This window comes from Puniceibacterium antarcticum, assembly GCF_002760615.1.
GTDB classification, from domain to species: domain Bacteria; phylum Pseudomonadota; class Alphaproteobacteria; order Rhodobacterales; family Rhodobacteraceae; genus Puniceibacterium; species Puniceibacterium antarcticum.
This window is the reverse complement of record NZ_AWWI01000122.1, coordinates 20536-40228: the sequence shown is the minus strand read 5'-3', so window position 1 is coordinate 40228 and position 19693 is coordinate 20536. Positions and strand designations below refer to the sequence as shown.

The 19693-nt window shown below is 60.2% G+C and carries 26 protein-coding genes; 22 read left to right on the top strand and 4 right to left on the bottom strand.

From position 1 onward, the window contains the following. Window positions 1-185: 185 nt before the first annotated feature. The 7 genes from P775_RS19100 (at window position 186) to P775_RS19070 (ending at window position 4672) form a co-directional block, all read left to right on the top strand. On the top strand, window positions 186-614 hold the full coding sequence (locus tag P775_RS19100) for a MerR family transcriptional regulator (RefSeq protein ID WP_099912490.1): 429 nt from the start codon (window positions 186-188) through the stop codon (window positions 612-614). After that, the gene (locus P775_RS19095) at window positions 581-937 is read left to right on the top strand and encodes a YnfA family protein (RefSeq protein WP_208596091.1); all 357 of its coding nucleotides are present in this window, start codon (window positions 581-583) and stop codon (window positions 935-937) included. Before P775_RS19100 ends, P775_RS19095 begins: the two co-directional genes overlap by 34 nt. A 113-nt stretch (window positions 938-1050) precedes the next feature. Continuing rightward, the gene (locus P775_RS19090) at window positions 1051-1668 is read left to right on the top strand and encodes a cation efflux transmembrane domain-containing protein (RefSeq protein ID WP_099912489.1); all 618 of its coding nucleotides are present in this window, start codon (window positions 1051-1053) and stop codon (window positions 1666-1668) included. Window positions 1669-1754: 86 nt separating this feature from the next. After that, entirely contained in the window at window positions 1755-2525 is a 771-nt protein-coding gene (locus tag P775_RS19085; RefSeq protein ID WP_099912488.1) for a transglutaminase-like domain-containing protein, read from the top strand. Next, window positions 2515-3423 carry a cation diffusion facilitator family transporter gene (locus P775_RS19080; RefSeq protein ID WP_099912487.1) on the top strand — a complete coding sequence of 303 codons (909 nt, stop codon included), beginning with the start codon at window positions 2515-2517 and terminating at the stop codon, window positions 3421-3423. The genes P775_RS19085 and P775_RS19080 overlap by 11 nt, the downstream gene beginning before the upstream one ends. Continuing rightward, a complete protein-coding gene (locus P775_RS19075) occupies window positions 3416-3973 on the top strand; it encodes a methyltransferase family protein (protein WP_237273224.1) in 558 nt (185 codons plus the stop codon). The genes P775_RS19080 and P775_RS19075 overlap by 8 nt, the downstream gene beginning before the upstream one ends. Before the next feature lie 108 nt (window positions 3974-4081). Then, the gene (locus tag P775_RS19070; RefSeq protein ID WP_099912507.1) at window positions 4082-4672 is read left to right on the top strand and encodes a L,D-transpeptidase; all 591 of its coding nucleotides are present in this window, start codon (window positions 4082-4084) and stop codon (window positions 4670-4672) included. Between the two features lie 370 nt (window positions 4673-5042). Here P775_RS19070 and P775_RS19060 read toward each other — a convergent pair whose 3' ends face one another. Continuing rightward, window positions 5043-5708, bottom strand: coding sequence for a L,D-transpeptidase (locus P775_RS19060; protein ID WP_040652264.1), 666 nt, complete (start codon window positions 5706-5708; stop codon window positions 5043-5045). Between the two features lie 279 nt (window positions 5709-5987). Here P775_RS19060 and P775_RS19055 point away from each other — a divergent pair, with 279 nt between their 5' ends. Beyond that, window positions 5988-6743: a hypothetical protein gene (locus P775_RS19055; protein WP_245875763.1), complete on the top strand. Its 756-nt coding sequence runs from the start codon at window positions 5988-5990 to the stop codon at window positions 6741-6743. A gap of 120 nt (window positions 6744-6863) precedes the next feature. Here P775_RS19055 and P775_RS28580 read toward each other — a convergent pair whose 3' ends face one another. The 3 genes from P775_RS28580 to P775_RS19040 all read right to left on the bottom strand — a co-directional run bounded on the left by P775_RS28580 (window position 6864) and on the right by P775_RS19040 (window position 7903). Next, window positions 6864-7091, bottom strand: a complete 228-nt coding sequence (locus tag P775_RS28580; protein ID WP_099912485.1) for a hypothetical protein — start codon at window positions 7089-7091, stop codon at window positions 6864-6866. A gap of 169 nt (window positions 7092-7260) precedes the next feature. Further along, window positions 7261-7518 (bottom strand): helix-turn-helix domain-containing protein, encoded by a 258-nt coding sequence (locus tag P775_RS19045; RefSeq protein ID WP_047997961.1) that lies wholly within the window; start codon window positions 7516-7518, stop codon window positions 7261-7263. Between the two features lie 124 nt (window positions 7519-7642). Further along, on the bottom strand, window positions 7643-7903 hold the full coding sequence (locus P775_RS19040; RefSeq protein ID WP_056037269.1) for a hypothetical protein: 261 nt from the start codon (window positions 7901-7903) through the stop codon (window positions 7643-7645). A gap of 202 nt (window positions 7904-8105) precedes the next feature. On the opposite strand from P775_RS19040, the gene P775_RS19035 reads away from it, so the two are divergent. The 14 genes from P775_RS19035 (at window position 8106) to P775_RS18970 (ending at window position 19589) form a co-directional block, all read left to right on the top strand. Continuing rightward, a complete protein-coding gene (locus P775_RS19035; protein WP_099912484.1) occupies window positions 8106-8474 on the top strand; it encodes a hypothetical protein in 369 nt (122 codons plus the stop codon). 43 nt (window positions 8475-8517) lie between these two features. Continuing rightward, window positions 8518-9138 carry a lytic transglycosylase domain-containing protein gene (locus tag P775_RS19030; RefSeq protein ID WP_099912483.1) on the top strand — a complete coding sequence of 207 codons (621 nt, stop codon included), beginning with the start codon at window positions 8518-8520 and terminating at the stop codon, window positions 9136-9138. Then, window positions 9135-9428, top strand: a complete 294-nt coding sequence (locus tag P775_RS19025; protein WP_099912482.1) for a TrbC/VirB2 family protein — start codon at window positions 9135-9137, stop codon at window positions 9426-9428. Before P775_RS19030 ends, P775_RS19025 begins: the two co-directional genes overlap by 4 nt. Next, on the top strand, window positions 9421-9699 hold the full coding sequence (locus P775_RS19020; protein WP_025042451.1) for a VirB3 family type IV secretion system protein: 279 nt from the start codon (window positions 9421-9423) through the stop codon (window positions 9697-9699). Before P775_RS19025 ends, P775_RS19020 begins: the two co-directional genes overlap by 8 nt. Then, window positions 9689-12064: a VirB4 family type IV secretion/conjugal transfer ATPase gene (locus P775_RS19015; RefSeq protein ID WP_099912481.1), complete on the top strand. Its 2376-nt coding sequence runs from the start codon at window positions 9689-9691 to the stop codon at window positions 12062-12064. The genes P775_RS19020 and P775_RS19015 overlap by 11 nt, the downstream gene beginning before the upstream one ends. Beyond that, window positions 12061-12228, top strand: coding sequence for a hypothetical protein (locus P775_RS28185; protein WP_180287504.1), 168 nt, complete (start codon window positions 12061-12063; stop codon window positions 12226-12228). The genes P775_RS19015 and P775_RS28185 overlap by 4 nt, the downstream gene beginning before the upstream one ends. Next, window positions 12218-13372, top strand: coding sequence for a lytic transglycosylase domain-containing protein (locus P775_RS19010; protein WP_180287503.1), 1155 nt, complete (start codon window positions 12218-12220; stop codon window positions 13370-13372). Before P775_RS28185 ends, P775_RS19010 begins: the two co-directional genes overlap by 11 nt. After that, window positions 13372-14181 carry a type IV secretion system protein gene (locus P775_RS19005; RefSeq protein ID WP_099912506.1) on the top strand — a complete coding sequence of 270 codons (810 nt, stop codon included), beginning with the start codon at window positions 13372-13374 and terminating at the stop codon, window positions 14179-14181. Before P775_RS19010 ends, P775_RS19005 begins: the two co-directional genes overlap by 1 nt. 17 nt (window positions 14182-14198) lie before the next feature. Then, the gene (locus P775_RS19000) at window positions 14199-14852 is read left to right on the top strand and encodes a VirB8 family type IV secretion system protein (protein ID WP_099912479.1); all 654 of its coding nucleotides are present in this window, start codon (window positions 14199-14201) and stop codon (window positions 14850-14852) included. A 2-nt stretch (window positions 14853-14854) separates the two neighbouring features. After that, on the top strand, window positions 14855-15550 hold the full coding sequence (locus P775_RS18995; RefSeq protein WP_099912478.1) for a TrbG/VirB9 family P-type conjugative transfer protein: 696 nt from the start codon (window positions 14855-14857) through the stop codon (window positions 15548-15550). After that, window positions 15547-16926 (top strand): TraB/TrbI/VirB10 family type IV secretion system protein, encoded by a 1380-nt coding sequence (locus tag P775_RS18990; RefSeq protein ID WP_099912477.1) that lies wholly within the window; start codon window positions 15547-15549, stop codon window positions 16924-16926. The genes P775_RS18995 and P775_RS18990 overlap by 4 nt, the downstream gene beginning before the upstream one ends. A gap of 4 nt (window positions 16927-16930) precedes the next feature. Next, the gene (locus P775_RS18985) at window positions 16931-17917 is read left to right on the top strand and encodes an ATPase, T2SS/T4P/T4SS family (RefSeq protein ID WP_099912476.1); all 987 of its coding nucleotides are present in this window, start codon (window positions 16931-16933) and stop codon (window positions 17915-17917) included. Next, window positions 17914-18102 carry a hypothetical protein gene (locus P775_RS18980; RefSeq protein ID WP_099912475.1) on the top strand — a complete coding sequence of 63 codons (189 nt, stop codon included), beginning with the start codon at window positions 17914-17916 and terminating at the stop codon, window positions 18100-18102. Before P775_RS18985 ends, P775_RS18980 begins: the two co-directional genes overlap by 4 nt. A 407-nt stretch (window positions 18103-18509) precedes the next feature. Continuing rightward, window positions 18510-19589, top strand: a complete 1080-nt coding sequence (locus P775_RS18970) for a TrbL/VirB6 family protein (protein WP_099912473.1) — start codon at window positions 18510-18512, stop codon at window positions 19587-19589. Window positions 19590-19693: the final 104 nt, after the last annotated feature.

Genomic DNA, 19693 nt, shown 5'->3' with positions numbered 1-19693 from the left:
TCTTCATTGCTTGCGCTACCCACCTGTTCAGTTTGTCTGTGCGCGGGATGCAAGCTACAGCAGATAGAGGTTCAAGCGAAAAGTTACTTTTTGTTGTCCGAAGTCACACCAAAGTGAAACCTTTGTCTTTTCAATGGAGTTGGCTCTTCAGTAAGCTACAGTCTTTGTAGATTGAAGGATCGTACATGCTGGCAATTGGAACACTCTCGCGGAGAACCGGAACCAAGGTTCAGACGATCCGCTACTACGAAGAAATCGGTTTGATGAACGAGGCCGGAAGGACCTCAGGCGGCCAGCGCCGTTACTTTGAAAAGGACCTCGACCGTCTGGCTTTCATCCGGCACTCACGCCAGCTCGGATTTTCGCTCGACTCCATCCGGGAGCTGCTGGACCTCTCGGACAACCCGTCCCAATCCTGCGCGGAGGCGGATTCGATCGCGCGTCGGCAACTCCACCAAGTCGAACAGCGGATCAAGCGTCTGCAAGCGCTTAAGAAGGAATTGAAACGCATGGTCGCCGAGTGCGACGGTGACAGCGTTGCGGAGTGCAAGGTTCTGGAGGTCCTTCGAGACCATGCGGAATGTCTCACCGAGCACGACGAGATTGGGGCTTGAACGCCGCAATTGCCTATCCGCTGGCTGCTGTCGCGGAGATCAGCGGGTGTTTCGCCATCTGGGCGTGGTGGCGTCTTGGGGCATCACCGCTCTGGCTCGCACCCGGCATAATCGCGCTCGCGCTTTTCGGCTGGTTGCTGGCGCAGGTCGAAACCAGCGCAGCGGGCCGCGCTTTCGCAGCCTATGGCGGCATCTACATCGGGGCCTCCATGCTCTGGATGTGGTTCGTCGAGGGCGAGCGACCTGACAGATGGGACTTCATAGGGACGTCCATCTGTTTGATCGGTGCCGCGATTATTCTTTCGGTGCCCAGAGGGACGTAAATAAGCTATTTTGGATCTACAGTCGCTAGAGGTTCTATATATCTTATTGACAGCTGCATCCGAAGAGGGCGTTTCTGCCCCCTTTCTTAGAAATCGAAAGGTTTGCCAGTTCGATGGTCGAAAGCGAATTCAGCGAGAAGAATGAAAAAGAGCGCCAGACGCTCTGGATTGTTCTCGGTCTCAATCTCGCAATCGCTGCGGGGTTCTTCGCCACGGGAGCTATCGGCGATTCCAGCGCCCTGATCGCCAATGGTCTCGACAACACATCCGACAGCCTCGTCTATGGCATCAGCCTTCTGGCCTTGTCCCGGTCGTCGAAGTGGAAGCGGGGTGCCGCGAACGTATCCGGCGGATTGCTTCTGATCTTTGCGGTTGGCATTCTGATTGACGCTTGGCGGCGCTATGTCGGCGGTTCCGAACCGCTCGGAACTCTGATGATCGCAATGTCGCTGATCGCTGCGGTCGTCAACCTCGCCTGCATCTGGCTGCTCGGGCGACTGAAGGAACCGGACGTGAACATCCGGGCCGCCAACACCTTCAGCCTCAACGATTTCGCATCGAACGGCGGCATCCTGATCGCGGGCGGTCTCGTTTGGTGGTTGGGCAGCAACTGGCCCGACCTCGTTGTCGGGGTCGCGGTGGCTGGCATCGCGGCGTGGGGCGGCATAGGCATCCTGCGGGACGCGCATGACGAGCATCACAAGGCAGTTCACAATCACCAACCAGAATAGTCTCTCGCGTCGCGACAAGATAAAGGTTGAAGCTACAGTGACTGTAGAAACTATCATCTCTGTATAGTTGATTCTAGGAAACGCTCATGACCCCTGTTGACCCGCTGCTTTCGTCGACGCCACTCTTGGATGTCAGGCATCCTTCACTTGCCGCTCTGATCGCCGACCGGGGGTGGGGAACCTTGCCGTTGCATGATCGAATTGGTGCAATCTACGACTTCGTGCGAAACGAGATCGACTTTGGCTATAACCGCGCCGACGACATTCCTGCCTCTGAAGTACTCGACGACAGGTATGGACAATGCAACACGAAGGGAACGCTGCTGATGGCGCTTCTACGCGCTGTCGGCGTAAGATGCCGCTTGCACGGCTTCACAATCCACAAAGCGTTGCAACGGGGCGTCGTGCCTGAACTGATCTATCCGATCGCACCCGCAGAAATCCTCCACTCATGGATCGAGGTCGAGACCGAGGCAGGATGGGTCGATCTTGAGGGCTTCATCCTCGACACACCCTTCCTGTTGGCCCTGCAGCGGTCGTTTCCCGAGACACGGTCCCTATGCGGCTACGGTGCCGGGACCGACTGCTTGAGCGCACCGCCAGTCGGATGGACGGGGGAGAGTACATATATCCAGAAGACCGGCATCGCCCGCGATTTTGGAACATTCGATAATCCTGACATGTTTTATGAGCACCATCGTCAGGCGTTTGGCCCCCTGCGCGACTGGATCTATCGGCACCTCATTCGCCATTGGATGAATGCCCGCGTCAGGGCGATCCGCGCTTGTCGTTTGCCAAGCGTTCCAGGGCTCAGCCGGCCAAACCACGGCCATGAGGAGGCTTCTCGTGCCGCATGATCATGCCCATATGGAGCCTAAAGAAGGCGACCGGCGGGTTGCCATTGCCATCTGGGCAAACGGCCTCCTGACAGTCGCGCAGATTGTCGGCGGGATACTATCCGGCAGCCTCGCGCTGATCGCGGATGCCATCCACAACTTCTCCGACATGGCGTCGCTCGTCATCGCATTCGGCGCGCGCAAGATCGCGCGCCGCCCGGCCGATGCGAAAATGACCTTCGGATATGGCAGGGTCGAGATCGTCGCCGCGCTTATCAATTATACCTCGCTGATCATCATCGGCCTTTATCTGGTCTATGAGGGCGCGATGCGGTTTGTTGATCCGCCCGAAGTCGCGGGTTGGACCGTGGTCATCCTGGGCAGTGTGGCGCTGTTCATCGATACCCTCACCGCGTGGCTGACCTATTCGATGCAGAAAGGCAGCGTGAACATCCGGGCGCTGTTCCTCCACAACCTCAGCGATGCGCTGGCGTCTGTGGCCGTGATCGTCGGTGGCGTTCTCATCCTTCTCTACGATGTCCGCTGGGTTGATCCGGCGATCACCATCGGGATTGCCGCCTATATCCTCTGGCTCGCCTTCAGCGAGATCGGTGGCCCGATCCGCACCCTGATGTTGGGAAGCCCGCCCGATATCGACACGGACAAGGTTATCGCGGCCGTGGAGGACGTGGACGGAGTCGAGGAAGTTCATCACGCACATTTCTGGCAGATGCAGGAGCATCGTGCGGCGCTCGATACCCACGTCGTAATCGCCGAGGACCGCTGGGATGACCTCGAAAACATCAAGACGGCAATCAAGACCCGCCTCGACGAGGAATTCGGGATCGACCACTTAACGCTGGAGTTTGAACGCTCAGCGACCAAACATCGGGACGCAGACAGGTATGGTCATGGGTGACCTCAAAACCGTGGTTCTCGTGCTGGGTTGTGCGGCCAATCTGTTGCTGGTCGCGGGTATACTCTGGTCCATGTTCCAACCGGAGCGACGAGTCTGGCCGCCGATTCACTCTACAGGAGCCCACAAGATTGTCGTCTGGGGACTTACGTGCGTCGGCTTCGGATCTGCCATCGTTTTGGCTCTGCTAGAATGGGGTGAGCTCGACTTCCCATGGATCATACGTTGGGGTCTAGGGCTTTGTCTGATCGTTCTGGGCAATGCCGTTGTCTGGTCCGGTGTGATGCAACTTGGGATGGCGGCGACGAGTGGTGATGAAGGCGTTCTGCGGACCCGTGGCCTTTACCGGTTCTCCCGCAATCCTCAGTATGTGGCTGACATGGCGATCCTCATCGGGATCGGACTGCTCTCCGCCTCGATCCTCGCGTGGCCAGTGATTATCACCGGCGTTACTGCATTGGCACTCGCGCCCTTCGCTGAAGAGCGCTGGTTGATTGATCGCTACGGGGACCCATACCGAGGCTACCTCCGCACAACCCGCAGGTTTCTCTGACAGCATAAGGACAGCTGATCTCACGGCTTTGTGAGTGGCAGCCTGTTGAAGCTCTAGTGGGTGGAGGTCCGAGAATAGTCCAAACAGATAAAATTTGAGGTTTTCATGATGAAACGAGCGAACGACATGTCAGTCACGCGCAGGGCTGCGCTCCTGGGGGCCGCCGCAAGCGGCTTGGTTCTCGGAACCGGCAGGGGAGTGGCACAGACAAACGAGGGTCTGGCGACACCGGCGGTGCGAAGCAATATTTCCGGGTTTAGGGTTGCGTCCTGGCAACATCATTTTGACAACCTGCGGAATGGCGCGATTCTCTGCGACATTGACTCCCGCGCGGTGCAGTTCTGGTCGGAAGACGAAAACGTCTACAAGCTTTACCCCTCCAGCGTCCCTCTTACGGAGGAGTTGACGCGGCGCGGTTACACCGAAATCGTTCGCAAGGTGGATGGCCCGAGCTGGCGACCTACGCCGTCGATGAAGGAGCGCAATCCCGAATGGCCGGATTTCGTTGGCCCTGGCCCCGACAATCCCCTTGGAACACACGCCCTTTATCTGTCATGGCAGTACTACCGCGTTCACGGCACAGGTGACACGCGCAAGATCGGTCGACAATCGTCGAACGGCTGCATCGGCCTCTACAACGAACATATCGAAGAGTTGTTTGGATTAGCCGAGGTTGGTACTCAGGTTAAGTTGTTCTAAGGGCGGAAATTTTAAATATGCGAATTCATCTTGGCTTACTTCTCCCAGCAGCGTTTTTGTTGGGAGCGTGTTCCGCTTCTATTCCTGGCGGGCCCGACACTGCACAAAACAGACCACTGCCGGAGGCAGTCGTCGCTATGGCCGCAACGGGTCAGGATCTTCAGTCCGCGCGCCTTTTGCCGGAAGACGGCTGCTACTGGTATCTGCACAACGGTCCCGTGGAAGTTACCCTGGTGCCGCTCCGAACCCCTCGCGGAAATCCGATTTGTACCGCGCCGGCGGCCTAGCGGGGTTCAATAATCCGAAGTGCTCCCCGGCTAGGATAAACTCCCGTCACTTTCCCTGACCGATGGTGCTTTGGTACACGGCCTCAGCTTCCCGCAGTGACACTGTCCTCGGCCGAGTAGAGGAAAGCCGTCGAACCAATATCGACGTTGGGATAAAGCTCGTTTATGTGCGCCATGACCATTCTGACGCAGCCGGAACTTGCACGACCGCCAATGCTTCTCGGCTGTGGCGTACCGTGAATGCGGAGATAAGTGTCCCGGTCGCCGAGAAAGAGATAGAGAGCTCGCGACCCAAGCGCATTCTTAGGTCCGGGCTCCATACCGTCGGCGATATCAGCGTAGAGTTCTGGGTCGCGGTCGATCATGTTCTGCGTCGGCTGCCAATGCGGCCATCTGACTTTACGCTTGATCGTGTATGTACCTGGTTCGTACAGATCACCACGAGCAATGGCGACGCCATAGCGCATGGCAGTCCCGCCCTCCTCGATGTGATAAAGGTAGCGCGCAACCGCATCGACATGAATGTCACCCGGTGTCAGCCCGTCTTTCGCGGCCACCCGGGTCGGGAGAAACCGCGGATGTAAGCCCCAGGGGTTCGAGGTTGCCGGGTCAAAGCCGGGCGGCGTCACCTGTGCGTCCCAGGCAACCTTCTGCGATTCGGTCGGCCAGGTATTTGCCAGCACCGGGCTGGCAACCGGGGCAGAAAAGAGGGCGGCGGTGGTCATCACGAAATGTCGTCTAGTCAGCATACTATACTCTTCCAGCTTTGTCTGGCGAATGCCGTGACACGAGAAACGGCGTTTAATGTACCATAGAACCTCTACCAACTAGAGCTTCAAGGAGTTTCTTTTGACACAGATTGATTGCTCGGCTTCTACATCTTGTCGCGTGGTCGATGGCGATTATTCGAGCACTTAATGTAAAATACGACTGTAATTTACATAACCCTGATTATGGGTGCAATATACTTAATGTTGCGTTAGTATATTATTGAAGGTAAGATGGTGTCCGACAAAGGGGCCCCTACCATGCGCTTTCAACTCAAGAGACTGTCGCTATGCCTAACCGCAGCAATCACTTTAGCGGCTGGTTGGCTGCCGAGCATCACAAAGGCTCAAACCTACCCAATCGACTGCGCAATCCTCCTCTGTCTGTCCGGGGGTTGGCCCGCTTCCGTGCCTTGCAGCCGTGCCCGCGCCGAGTTTATTCGTCGCATCACGCCATGGCCTGTGGAACCACCACTACAGATTTGGCGCTGTCCTATGGGCGCATCTTATGAGACCGAACGGCATCCGAGCAATGTAGGCCGGATCTTCGAAACCTTGTTTCACGCCAAGGACTATTCGCCCCACCAATCGTTTCTAGGCAATGATGTTGCCGTCCAAACAAAATCAACAAGTGCCGTTTGGCGCTCTCCAGAAACCGGAACGGGCGGCATTCCAGCAGACTTCGTGCTTCGCCTTGTTCAGGATCGTGCTGATATCGATATCAGCGGTCCGGAGTTCAATTTTGTGCGGTCCATCCGCGTCTTTGACGTTCGCTATGCCCGCCAGCACGAATCCGGGCGAGATGGGGATTGCAACCGAAGTGCGACCGTGGTCCTCGGCACATATGGGACCCAAGGTGACTTCGCCTGGCAAAGGTCTTCCGTCACTGCCCTTCCTTCGGCTCACGTAGGTCTTGAACGCTGGGGCGAGCATTGCCCTGGCATTTATCACCGATCCGTCTTCGTCGATTGGCGTGACTATGAGGGCAACTACGGGTTCGAGCAGGTGAACTACTGACCTGCCGCCACGTAGATTTGTCTCGGAAGACGGCTCCTTTGGCGTGTACGACCGCACCGCATACGCGTCGCGGTCCACATGCTGTTTGGCGTTTCGGCAAACACTGCGGGTTCGCTCTATTCACCCGTCGTCCCTTCTTCCGATCCTCGTCAGCGCATCGAAGTCGATTTCTTGCTTTTGTTCGTCACTTATATCCGGCCGGGTTTCCGATACCGGCTGGGGCCCTTGGACGTCCCACATCACCGCATGTGATCCTGTACTCCAGCGATAAACCCAACCAACAACACTGCACCCATCGGTCCCCATCAGATTGGCGATCGCGACGCCCTCACCCTTATCTTCGTTCACTGTTTACTGACTTCCTGCACTATGGCGCTGCGAATTGCGGCGTGGGGTTGCAGAGCGTTCACTACGACCGCGCGCCGGACTTCGTTGATTTTGGCTAACTGGTTCTAGATGAGGGAGTGCTCATCAGACCGGGAAAATGGGTTCCCGTGTTCTCAACAATTCATTGGCTTCAAATCCTGTGGTCGGGCTCCGTGGCGGCTTCAACGATCGCCAGAACTTCGAACGGGTCAAAGCCGATGGCGCGGGCCAAAACGACCAGTTCGACGACGTCAACCCGGCGCTGGCCGCTTTCAAGACGGGCAATAAGGGATTGGTGGCATCTGAGCCTGTCCGCCAAGTCTTTCTGACCAAGGCCCGCTTTGACACGGGCGTCGACCAATGCTTGGCAGAGTGCCACCTGTCCCGTGCTTCTGATTGTCTTTGCCACGCGTCACATACCTTTTGTGACGTCGCTAGCGGATGAAATCTGTTATCTAAAAAGTAGATATTTGAGGGTGTTATCGGCGTCTGGTTTCCATGGGCTGCAAGTCTGATGCTCCCGAGGCTGCCCATCAATCCCCTACCAATTGCAGAAATCGGCCATAGTCCTCGCTGACTTCGCGCGCTTCCTCGAAAGCGCGGGCGCGTTCGCTGTCGAGGCAACGGAAGTAGCTCTGGATATCCTGGATGTAGTCTTCGAAATCGCCACGGATGATGTCCGCATAGTCCCGCGCCGCCTGCGAATCGCTTGGCAGAAAAGGACGGGCCGGGGCGAAGCAGGATTCTGCGAAACCCGCGCCAGGGACAACCAGGAGTATCGGTACAGCCCGCAATAGGTGTTGGCCTCTCAACCTGCGGTTTCTCAAACCTGTTATCTCCTTGATCGCGGACACTGGCCGTGACTAGTGTTTGCGTAACCAAACTACAGCTAAAGCACGATATTACATCTTGCGGTTGATAATATACTATCGTAACTCTGGGCTTCAAGTAGAAATGCCCAGGCGTTGCGTCTTTGCAGAAAGCGTGAGCCGGGCCATGAACTGGGACATCGAAGCACCAAATGTGGTTACGGAAGCGCGTTTCCGCGAACTCGTGGAAAGCGGCTATAGCGCAGAAATCCTGTGCCAGGAGTCGGCACATAAGAAAGGCCCCAGCTATTACGGGGTCTGGATCATGCGTGTTGTCTCTGATGACGGGGTGGAAAAGCTCCTCGTCACCGCCCGCACGCGGACGACCTACAACGATATCAAAATCCGTGAGTTCAAGACGATCTCCGGCGTGGTGTCTTTCTTCATTGGCCTTGGCTTTGCGCATGTCGACCTGCCGCTTGAGGCGGGTACAAGCCGCACGCAAAAACTCGCCCCGCCAGACAAAGCCCCATCAGACAAGGGCGCTGGCAACTAACCTTGTCTGCCTCTGGCTGGTCGCCGCGCCAGCCTCAGCGCAAATGGTCCTGGTCATGGAGAGCGACGGCTCTCTGACCCCATCCCGGTCTCAGAGCGGTTTTGCCCAGAACTACAATGACGGCGTTGGTCAGGGATCGGCGTCCGATGGTTTGGCCATTCTTGGCGAGACTGAAGCAGCGCCCAAACCTGACGCGCTGAGGTTTGCAGCACTCGCCCAGCCAGCACCCCTGCCCCGCGCAGACGTTCTCTCGGACATCGAGGCAACAGCCCTGCGCTATGCCAGCCATCCCGGTTTGCGCCGCGCGGGACTGTCCGTCACGGATTGGCTGGCTCTCTACCGGGCCAATATCGAGGTTGAGAGCGCCTACCGGCAGGATGCGGTCTCCCGCGCGGGCGCCATTGGCCTTGGCCAGCTGATGCCCGCCACTGCCCGTGATCTCGGCGTTGACCCGCGTGACCCCCAACAGAACCTCGAGGGCTCTGCCCGTTACCTCACGATGATGCTGGAGCGCTTCGGCGATCCGCATCTGGCGCTGGCGGCCTACAACGCGGGGCCGGACGCCGTGCGCCAGCACGGTGGCATTCCCCCATACCGAGAAACCCAGAACCACGTGGCCCGCGTCATGGCCGTCGTGGCCCGATTGGAAGGATCAAATTCATGAGACAGATTTCAACGCTTTTCGTCGCCTCGCTGGCACTATTCCTGTTCATTGCCGAGCCCGCCCTTGCACAGAGCATCGATCTCTCCCCGATCCAAAGCTTGTTGCAGGGCATTGTCGATGCGCTGACCGGACCTCTTGGTGTGGTCATCGCCACACTCGCGGTCCTCGGCGTTTTCTTGAGCTGGTTCTTCAACATCATCGACCTGCGCCAAGCGCTTTGGGTCCTCGTGGGCATCGCCGGTGTTGCGGCCGCCCCCACCATCGTTGCCGCGGTTTTTGCCGGTGGCTGAGCGCGCGCCTCTCTTTCTCGGCCTCGTGCGCCCGCCCAAGCTTCTGGGCCTGCCCATCATGTACGCGATGGTCTGGCTCTTTGGCTCGGTGCTCTTGTTTGTCTGGGTCCAGCATATCGCGGTGCTGGCTGTCGCCGCCCTACTCTATCCGGTGCTGTGGAAGGCCGCGGATTGGGACCCGCGCTTCATAGATGTGATGATGACGGCCCTGCAGGAGACACCGCCCACGCGCAACAGGTCCATCCATGGCGGGGACAGCTATGCCCCGTGATGACGCCCGTGATGCTGCGCTCGATGCCCGCACAATGACGCCGGACTGGTATGCGCGCGAGACCCGCCTCGCGCATATGCTGCCCTATGTGAGCCTCGTTGACGACCAGACCGTGCGGACGCGGGTGAACGAACTCTTCCGCTGCATCCGGCTCGAGGGGATCAACAGCTACACAACCGACGATGCCTATCTCGACAAGGTGACGGCGCTCTTTGCCCGCATCGTCGCGCAGCTCGGGCCGGAATTCAGCTATTACGTCCACAAGGTCTCCAAGGCCATCAGACCGGATCTGGACCCCATCCGTGAGGACAGCTTCGCAGGCGAGGTGGACCGGCGCTGGCGCGCGAAACTCGCAACCAGCGGGCTGCGCGACAAGACGCTGACGCTCACCGTCATTCACCGCCCACCCCCGAAAAGCCTCCTGCCGTTCCTCAGCCGCAGCGCGCCGGACCGACTGAAGGAGGAGACCCGCAAACGCCTGCAGCGCCTCGGTGAGGCCGTGAACGTCTTCCGCTCGGGGCTTACCGAGCTCAAGCCGCGCCTGCTTTCGGCTGCATCGGGGGAATTGGTGGGGTTTCTGGGCGCGCTGAACACGGGGCAAGAGCTGCCGCTCTACCCGGCCAACACCTACGGATTTCTGTCCTTCAACGTCGCCAATACCCGCGTGACGTTCCACGGCGATCATTTCGAGCTCTCGGAAGGCGTCGTGGGCCATCGCTACGGCAAGAGTTTCACCATCGGGGAATACTCGGAAGGCACCTCCTGCACCATGTTCGACATGCTGAACCTGCCGGTCGACATGATCGTCACCCATTCCTTCACGCCGATCAATTCGAACCTTATGGCGGGCCGTATCAAGCGGCAAAAGCGCCAGATGCAGGCCAGCCAGGACGCAGCCCTCTCGCTCCTGGAAGCCCTCGACATCGCCGCCGATGATCTCGAGGCCAAGCGCCAAAGCTTCGGCGAGCATCACATGGTCGTGACGCTCTTTTGCGACACGCTCGAAGAACTGCAAACCCTCAGCGCCGAGATCGTGAATGCCGCCGCGACCGAAGGCGTGAAGATGATCGGCGAGCGGGTCGCGGCCAAGGCGCATTACTTGAGCCAGCACCCCGGCAACCAGCCCAAGCGCGTCCGCGCGAGCGCTGTGACCAATCGCAACTTCGCAGATTTCGCGGCCTTCCACCGGACGCAGCTCGGCAAACCCGCAGCGCTTACGCCCTGGGGCCGGGTCATCACCTATCTGCCCACGCCGGAGCAGAGCGCCTACCGGTTTTCCTATCACGAGCAAGGCTCGCCCGACAAAGAACCCACCAGCGGCCATACCCTGATCATGGGGCGCCCCGGGTCGGGCAAGTCGGTGCTCTCGGCCTTTCTGATGACCCAGGCCCGTCGCGCGGGCGCCCGGATCTTCGTTTTCGACTACCGCCTCGGCATGGAGATGGCGGTCCGCGCCAATGGCGGGCGCTACGCGTCCCTGAACGCCGGTCAGCCCACGGGCCTCAACCCGCTCTGGACCGAGACCGATGCGCGCGGCACCGCCTGGCTCTCGGACTGGCTTGCCACCCTGCTCTACCGCGACGACAAACCCCTGACCCCGGCGCAGACCAACCGTATCCAGGAGGTCGTGCGCCAGAACGCACAGGCCACAAACCCCGCCCTGCGGAACTGGCGGGATTTCGCGTCGCTTTTTGTGTCCACCGATGATGGCGGCGATCTGCACCAGCGCCTGCTCGAGTGGACCGAAGACGGCCGCTATGGCTGGATCTTCGGGCAGAGCCTCGAGGACACCTTCTCGCTCAAAGGCGATGTGGTGGGTTTCGATCTGACCGGCATTCTCGACAGCGAGGCCGACAAGGAACGGATGGCGGTTCTCTCCTATCTTTTCCGCCGGGTCGAGCGCGAGATCGAGGATCGCCGCCCCACCATCATCGTGATCGACGAGGCCTGGAAGGCGCTCGACAACGCATATTTCGCCGAACGGTTGTCGAACTGGCTGGTGACCGCGCGCAAGCAGAACACCGTCGCGGTGATGATGACGCAATATGCCAGCCAGCTCGAGCGCACCCGGACCGGCAAGACCATCATCGAGGCGGTGCCGACGCAGATCCTGCTGCCCAATATCCGCGCGCAGCCTGCGGATTACGCCATGCTGAACCTCACGGAGAAGGAGCTCGACGTCCTTCTCAACACGGGCAGCAACAGCCGCTTGGCGCTGATCCGCGACGATCAGGGCTCGATCGTGGTCGATGCCGATCTGAGCGCCCTTGGGCCCAATCTCACCATCCTTGGCGGCATGGAAAAGGGCGAAGCGCTTGTTGGCGCCGATTACCGCGACCGCCCAGATTTTTGGAGGCTTTCATGATCCGTATTCTTATCGCTTTGGCTGCGCTCGGCGCGCTGGCCTCCTGCACCCAGTATCGGGAGCCGCAGGCCAATTGCTTTTCCTTTCTCGCCTCGACGGCAGCGACAGCCCAGGATTGCCACTTCGCACCGCTCGGCGCGCGGGAGGGCGACGTTGAAGTCTAGCCTGCCTCATATCCTGGCGCTTTGCCTGCTGCCCGGTCTCGCCTTGTCTCAAGGCGTGCCGACCAATGACAGTGGGCTGACCGCGCGTGATATCGTCGAGACCGGCGATCGCGACGCAGACTTGGCTGTTCAGGCCGACAAGCTTGCAGTGCGCGAACTCATCGCGGAGATCGAGCGCGAACAGCTGGAAACCCTCCGACGCATCCTCGATGCCCACACCAGCTTCGGCGGTCAGGGATTGCCGGCTATGGTCTCGGGGCTGGAAAGCGGCAGCGGCGATCCCGACCGCGCCGTGGAAGCCGTCTATGGCACGGGTGACATTGATCCCAATCCCGGCGGTGCGCAGATGTTCGGGGATGCGGCGGAAAACATCGAGCAGCTCATTATCCGCGTGGCTCAGGAGACCAGCGGCTTTGCCGGCGTTGGCCGCGCGGGCCTCTCCCCGGTCCAATGGCGCGCACTCCTACAGGCGCTCATCTGGCAGGAAAGCCGGTTTACCATCGGCGCGCGCTCGCCGGTCGGCGCCTTTGGCCTCACCCAGATCATGCCTGGGACGGCCAGCGATCTGGGCATCAACCCAAAATACTATGACAGCCCTTACCTGCAGGTGCATGGCGGCGCGCGCTATCTCGCGACCCAGCTCAACACATTCGATGGCAATATTATCAACGCGCTCGCGGCCTATAACGCCGGACCCGGCCGGGTTTTCGAGTATGGCGGCGTGCCGCCCTTCCGCGAGACCCAGCACTACGTCCAGGTGATCCCCCAACGCTATAACCTCTATTTGACCCGTATCGGCGGGATCGAAGCGCTTGGCACGATCGACCCCGCGCTTCTGGCCAATGCCAACCTCTCAATCACCGGGCATGGCGCTGCCTTCTATGGCAGCAACTCACCCGCCGCGATCCGCCAAGCCGCCCTGCGCATTTCCGACATCGTCGAACGGATTTCCGAGACTGAAGACGTGCAGGAAAGCATCGCACTCAACACCTATGCCCGCGCCGAACTCGTGCGCCTCGTCGCTGCACGCATCCGGCTTCAGTCGGCACGCACCCGCGTCCTTTCTGCCGAGGAGCTGGCCCAGGCCAGCGCCCGCATGGCCGAAGGCGCGTTCATGGATTTTACGATCAGGGAGATTGAATGATGGGACATCTGCTCTTGAGGACGGCTTTGGTCACCACGCTTGGCATTGGCTTGCAGTTCAGCGCCCTACCCCCTGCCGCAGCACAAGGCGTGCCCGTCGTCGACACCCAGAACATCGCGCAAAACATCCAGCAGCTGCGGCAGATGATCGAAGACGAGATCCTGCAAAACGAGCAGCTGACGCAGCTCCGTGAACAGCTTGCCACACTCACGGATCAACTCGCGGAGCTGCAACGCACCTATGAAGCGCTTACCCGCCTTGCCGAGCTTCCAGAAATCATTCGCACCGAGATGGAAGACGAACTCAATGGCCTGCTCGACCAGGAGTTCGGGGACATCCTCGCCACGATTGAGGCGATCAAGACTGGGGATTTCTCGGGACTCTCGGGCTCCGGCGCAGGCGAAATCGAAACCCAGATGGACCGGGTGCTGGCCGATCTCGGCTTCGATGAAGACACGCTCTCGGAAATGGCCACCAGCGGCAATCCCGGGGCCAACCGTGTGGCCACGCAGGCAACAACCGGCGCACTCGTCTCAGCCGCCGCCCAGAACAGCTATGAAGATGCCGGCCAGTCGCTCGAGCGGGTAGACCGCCTTGTCGGGCTCATTGACGACATGGAAGAGCTCAAGCAAAGCGTCGATCTCAACACGCGCGTGACGGCGGAGCTCGCCATTGCGCTGGTCGCCATGTGGCAGCTCGAAGCCGTGCAAACGGTGGGTGATGGCACCGGCGGCGTGATCGATGCCGCCACCATCTCCGAAGAGCAGCGCTTCATGGATTTCACGCTACCAGACCTCCGGGCAGACTGATCGTGGGGGCATGACGGGTGGCGACTGAACAAGAGATCATTGAGGAAGAGCTGGTCTACGGTGCCCTGCGCCGCGAACGGCTCTGGCAACGCCTTGGTCTGGCAGGTCTTGTCTTCGGCATCATCGGTTGTCTGAGCGCAGCAGCAGTCGCGATTCTCGATGTCGACCCACCCCCCGTCGTTGTCCCCTATGATCCCGCCACCGGCTTTGCACTCCCCGAAGCCTCGGTGGGCGCCTCCTCGGTGACCGCCAACCAGGCGATCATCGAGGCGGAGGTCTTCCGCTATGTGACCGACCGGGAGGTCTATAACCAGCTCGACAACGATCTGCGCATCCGCAGCGTCCTGCGCCGCTCGGACGGAGCTGCCGAGAGCGGGCTGCGCCAGATCTGGAACAGCGCAAATGAAAACTATCCGCCGACCGTCTATGGCCCCAATGCCCGGCTCGACGTGGAAATCCTCAGCATCAACCGGATCGGCACCAACCGCGCCACGGTGCGCCTCCGCAAGCGTCTGACCTCCATCAACGGCACCCAAACCGGCCTCTTCACTGCGACGCTTCTCTTTGAGTTCCGTCCCGAGACCCGCCGGTCCATCGATGAGGTCTGGACCAATCCATTCGGCTTCACCGTCCTCGAATATTCCATCCGCTCCGACAGATTGGAGAACTGACGTTGTTGTTTATAAGATCGCTTATTTTTGCCATTGCCCTGTTGCCCGGCCTCGCGTCTGCCGAAGCCATCCCGCGTGGCGGTCCCAACGACAGCCGAGTGCGCTTGGCCACCTACCAGGAGGGTCAGGTCTACCGTCTCAGCGTGTCGCTCACCCATGTGACCACCATCGAGTTCGGTGAGGGTGAAAGCATCCGCTCGATCATCGCGGGCGACACCGAGGGCTTCGAGATCGATGGCGTGCCGGGCGGGCAGGCCTTCGCCATCAAGCCCGTCGCGCGCGGTGTCCATACCAATGTGACGGTCTACACGAACAGGCGAAGCTACTACTTCAACGTCGAGGAGGTTCGCAGCCCGACCTTCTATGTGGTGCAGTTCCGCTATCCTGATGACGCTGGGCGCCCGACTCGAGCCATCGCCGCCCAAGCGCCAAACTACAATTACGGTGCCAGCGCGCGGACCGAGTTTACGCCAACCCGCATCTGGGATGACGGGACGTTCACGTATTTCGCGTTTCCGCGGAACGCACCTGTGCCCGCGATCTTCCGCTACGCGGGCGGCCGTGAGCGCACGGTCAACACGCAAACCCCTGAGGACGGCGTGATCCGCGTCAGCGGTGTGAACCGCCAATGGGTCCTGCGACTTGGCGAAGAGGTGGTCTGCATCGAGGCGATCCCGCCCGCAGAGGCCACCTCATGAGCGATACCGGGAACACCGAGCTGGAAAAACGCCTCGCCGCCCTTGAGAAAGGCAGTGCCCGCGCCCCCACGGCGGCGCAGCGCCGGTCGCCCCTTCTCGCGCTGATCGTGGTCCTCGTCATCGGCGCGGGTGGTGCCCTGCTTTATCTCCTCTCACAGCCCGACGAAGAGGAAGCCTTGCCGACGGCCACCCCGGACGTCTTCCAAAACGAGGGGGACGGCTTTGGCACCATCGAGACCTTGCCCCCGCCCGAGCCCGAGGTGGTGTTCGTCGCACCCGATCCGGTCGAGCCCAATGCCGAGCTTCTGGCGCAGATCACCGCCCTGCAGGCCCAGATCGAAGAATTGCGCAACGCTCCCGAACCGGTCGTCGAGGAAGACACCGCCGCCGCAGAGGCGATCGACGCGCTGACCGCTCAGATCGCTGCGCTGCAAGCTGCATCGGAAGCCGCACAGCAGCGCTTCCAAGATGAACTGACGGCGCGGGATCGCAGCCTCGAGCAATTGCGCATGGATCTGGAGCTGGTCCAACTCGAAGCCAATCGCCCGCAACCCGCCCCAGCCGGGCCCTCGGAAGACGAGCTGCGCGCACGCGAGCAAGAGCGACTGCGCCGCGAGGAAGAAGCCCGGCGCATGGCCGAGCTGGAGCGCCGCGCCGCGGAGGAACGCGCCTTCCAGGAGCGGCGCATCGCCTCACCGACCATCGCCTTTGGCGGTGCCTCCGGAGCGAATGAAACGGCTCTGACCGAACGCACTTTTGGCGAGGTGACGGATTTCGTGCTGAACGGTGCGTTGCCCTCCGCCGTGACGCAGGCCGAGGTGATCGCCAATCCCTCCAACACCATAATCCAGGGCACCATGATCCAGGCCGTCATGGAAACCGCCCTCGACAGCTCCCTGCCCGGCCAGACCCGTGCCGTGGTGTCCGAGGATGTTTACAGCGTCGATGGCGCGCGCCTCTTGATCCCGCGCGGATCCCGTCTCATCGGGCGCTATCGCTCGGGCGTCGATATCGCGCAGCGCCGCGTCACGATCGCCTGGGATCGGATTATCCTGCCCGCGGGCCAAACCGTCCAGATCAGCTCCTTCGGAGGTGATGAACTGGGCCGCTCCGGTGTCACCGGCCTCATAGACACGCGCTTTGCCAAGCGTTTCGGGTCGGCAGCCCTGATCTCGCTGATTTCCGCCGCACCAAGTGCCGCCGCATCCCAGGTCCAGGATGAGACTGCCGCCGACGTTCTCGAAGACGTGGGCGATGATCTGGCAGATGCGACGGACAGCGTCATCGGCGACTATCTCTCAATCGGCCCCGTCATCTATGTCGACCAGGGCGCCCGCGTCACGGTCATGGTCGACCGCGATCTGGAGATATTCTGAGCCCATGTCGCTGAGCTATCTCGAAACCTCGCTCGACCGGATCGACGCCGCCGCCCGCGACGACGTCATCGAGATCTGCATCAACCCCGACGGGACCTGTTGGGGCGAATTCCAGGGCGATCATTTCATGCGGGCGCTGGATCAAACGCTGACCGCGACAGAAGTGAAGGATCTCGGCAACCAGATCGCCTCCTCCGCCAACACCACCATGAGCAAGGACCGGCCCATCGTCTCGGTCTCGATCACCTACAAGGGGCGCCCGATCCGCGCACAGGTCATCACCCCGCCCGCCGTGCTCTCGGCCATGTCGATCAGCCTGCGGTTCTTCTCAAGCCTGCCACTCAAGGGCATTGCGCTCGATTTCCTCTACGGAAAGGAGCGAAAGCTCGAAGACCTGCGCGTGGATAAGAAGCGCGCCTTGCGCGCCGTCGTGGCCGCGGGCGTGATCGATGATGCGCTGGCATTTTGCGTCGAGAACAAGCTCAACATGATCGTCTCGGGCGGCACCTCCACCGGCAAGACCGTGGCCGCGCGCAAGATCCTCGCCCATGTGCCGGCCGAGGAACGCATCGTCACCATCGAGGAAGCGGCCGAGCTTCTGCCGACCCAGCCCAATGCCGTGACCCTCATCGCCAATCGCGACGCAGAATTCCAGACCGCCGATGTGCTTCTCACCGCCACGCTGCGCATGCGCCCCGACCGGATCATCCTGGGCGAGGTGCGTGGCAAGGAGGCCATGACGTTTCTGGAAGCCATCAACACCGGCCATGGCGGCTCCATGACCACGCTTCATGCCGAAACCCCGCAACTGGCCGTGCAGCGGCTTGCGATCGCAGCACTCAAGACCGAAATCCCGATGACCTATGCCGACATGATCCAGTACATCGAGAACTCCATCGACGTGATCATCCAGGCCGGCCGCCATGACGGCAAACGCGGCATCACCGAATTCTACCTCCCCGGCGCAACTGAGATTGGAACTTCCTCATGAAGAACTTTGAATACGATATCTTGTTCTTTGAGGTGAAAAAACAAAAGGACTACGACGCGATGCGAAGCGCCTTGAATGAGCGCGGCGCGGAGGGGTGGGAAGTCATCACCGCCGAAGCGGGTGACTACGGCTACACCACGTTCTTGAAGCGTGAAACTGTTGCGACGAAGGCGGCTTCAGAATGATGCGGGTCGTTGCAACGGCAGGCCTGCTCGTCGCTCTCTGCCCAACCGCTGGCGTGGCCGAGCGGAACCTGGTCCCAACGCTCGACAATCAGCCGAATGTCTGCCCAGACCAGCCTCCCGAGCCACAGTGGATGCAAGACATCGATGTACGCGAGTCCCACAAACGGCTCCTGATCCAACAAATCTATCGGGCGCAGAGTATGCAACGCATCGTTGAAGCCCAAAGCTGTGAATGTCCCACGCGGTATCCATCTTGGGCAGCAGCCGAACGCGTATACGTTGAGCGTTTCGCCTCGTCCGAATACTGGGACATCGTGGAAGCGACGTCCCAATACCGGCGCCAAGCAAATGAGCTTCGACGCAAAGCCATGCCAATCTGCGAAGCCGCTGGAAACTGGTAGGTATCCATGAGTGTCGTCACCTACTTCGTGGAAACGGCCGAAGGCTATCTCAATACCGCTGCCGAGACGCAATTCGGCGCGGTCGCAGCAACGGTGGGCACGTTGCTGGTTCTGGGCACAACACTGGTTGTCATTCTGGTCTTCATCAACATGATCTACCAGTATCGCGCCATGGACGGCCGAACTGCCTTTTGGCTGGCCGTGAAGGTCGGGCTGATAGGAGTCTTCGCGGCCAATTGGGTCCAGTTCAATGCGGTTGCCTCAGCGATACTGAATGGGATCGACAGCATTGCCGGGGCCCTTGTGGCTTCTGTCGGCGGCGGATCACCAGGTCCGTCCGGAACCTTTGCGGAGGAATTCGACGAACTGATCGCAGCCCTCGGGGACTATCTGAACGCGGCGGGATCTGAGCTAAACTGGATGGCCGGTGCCTTGCTGGACACGCTCGGCGTCCTACTGCTCTCAATTTTGGGCGGGTTGGCAGCGTTCATTGTTGTGGCGTCACGGCTCATGATCGCTCTTCTAATCGGCATTGCGCCGGTCATGATCTTCCTGACCCTTTTCGAGGTGACCAAGGACTACTTCGCGCGCTGGCTTTCGGCACTCATATCCTTTGCGATGTATCCGATCGTCGTAGCTGGCGTGTTCGCGACGATCACGGGGGTTTCTCGGGCTCTTCTTGCCGAACTGGGCGACCCGGAGGGAGCCTCGAACATAGGGGCCCTTATCCCATTTTTCATGATGGTGCTGATGGCAAAAGGCTTCATCATTGCAACGCCCTTTTTGGTTCGGGCAATTTCCGGCAACATCATGATGCCGGCACTTTCGGCAGGGTTCGGGGGGAGCTATGCGTTCGCCAGAGGGCTGGCAGGTAGCCAACAGGTTTACAACCGTTACGCCATCGGGGGTGCAACCGGGGCTGAATACGCAGCCCTTCGAGCGCGACAATTCTTCGGTGTGCAAGCGTTGCCACGCCGGCCCAATACAGCGGGTGGGCCAACTGCATCTCCTGCCGGCGACGGGACCGGAACTGGCGCTCGGATGCTGGCACAGCTTTCTAGGTTGGGGAGATTAGGCAGACGGTAAGGATTATCTAGTCTACCGACTTGATTCACGCACCCAACCGTCTTGATCGAGGGTATGCTAATCCTTCGCAACAAGCGTTCTATGACGAAACGGAAGCAAATTCT

Coding starts and splice junctions, on each gene's coding strand:
- P775_RS19075 (WP_237273224.1), top strand. CDS start 3,416: ATGGGTGACCTCAAAACCGTGGTTCTCGTGCTGGGTTGTGCGGCCAAT.
- P775_RS19095 (WP_208596091.1), top strand. CDS start 581: ATGTCTCACCGAGCACGACGAGATTGGGGCTTGAACGCCGCAATTGCC.
- P775_RS19055 (WP_245875763.1), top strand. CDS start 5,988: ATGCGCTTTCAACTCAAGAGACTGTCGCTATGCCTAACCGCAGCAATC.
- P775_RS19025 (WP_099912482.1), top strand. CDS start 9,135: ATGAGACAGATTTCAACGCTTTTCGTCGCCTCGCTGGCACTATTCCTG.
- P775_RS18985 (WP_099912476.1), top strand. CDS start 16,931: ATGTCGCTGAGCTATCTCGAAACCTCGCTCGACCGGATCGACGCCGCC.
- P775_RS19070 (WP_099912507.1), top strand. CDS start 4,082: ATGAAACGAGCGAACGACATGTCAGTCACGCGCAGGGCTGCGCTCCTG.
- P775_RS19060 (WP_040652264.1), bottom strand. CDS start 5,708: ATGCTGACTAGACGACATTTCGTGATGACCACCGCCGCCCTCTTTTCT.
- P775_RS19030 (WP_099912483.1), top strand. CDS start 8,518: ATGGTCCTGGTCATGGAGAGCGACGGCTCTCTGACCCCATCCCGGTCT.
- P775_RS19090 (WP_099912489.1), top strand. CDS start 1,051: ATGGTCGAAAGCGAATTCAGCGAGAAGAATGAAAAAGAGCGCCAGACG.
- P775_RS18990 (WP_099912477.1), top strand. CDS start 15,547: ATGAGCGATACCGGGAACACCGAGCTGGAAAAACGCCTCGCCGCCCTT.
- P775_RS18980 (WP_099912475.1), top strand. CDS start 17,914: ATGAAGAACTTTGAATACGATATCTTGTTCTTTGAGGTGAAAAAACAA.
- P775_RS19085 (WP_099912488.1), top strand. CDS start 1,755: ATGACCCCTGTTGACCCGCTGCTTTCGTCGACGCCACTCTTGGATGTC.
- P775_RS19015 (WP_099912481.1), top strand. CDS start 9,689: ATGCCCCGTGATGACGCCCGTGATGCTGCGCTCGATGCCCGCACAATG.
- P775_RS19100 (WP_099912490.1), top strand. CDS start 186: ATGCTGGCAATTGGAACACTCTCGCGGAGAACCGGAACCAAGGTTCAG.
- P775_RS19035 (WP_099912484.1), top strand. CDS start 8,106: ATGAACTGGGACATCGAAGCACCAAATGTGGTTACGGAAGCGCGTTTC.
- P775_RS18970 (WP_099912473.1), top strand. CDS start 18,510: ATGAGTGTCGTCACCTACTTCGTGGAAACGGCCGAAGGCTATCTCAAT.
- P775_RS19005 (WP_099912506.1), top strand. CDS start 13,372: ATGGGACATCTGCTCTTGAGGACGGCTTTGGTCACCACGCTTGGCATT.
- P775_RS28185 (WP_180287504.1), top strand. CDS start 12,061: ATGATCCGTATTCTTATCGCTTTGGCTGCGCTCGGCGCGCTGGCCTCC.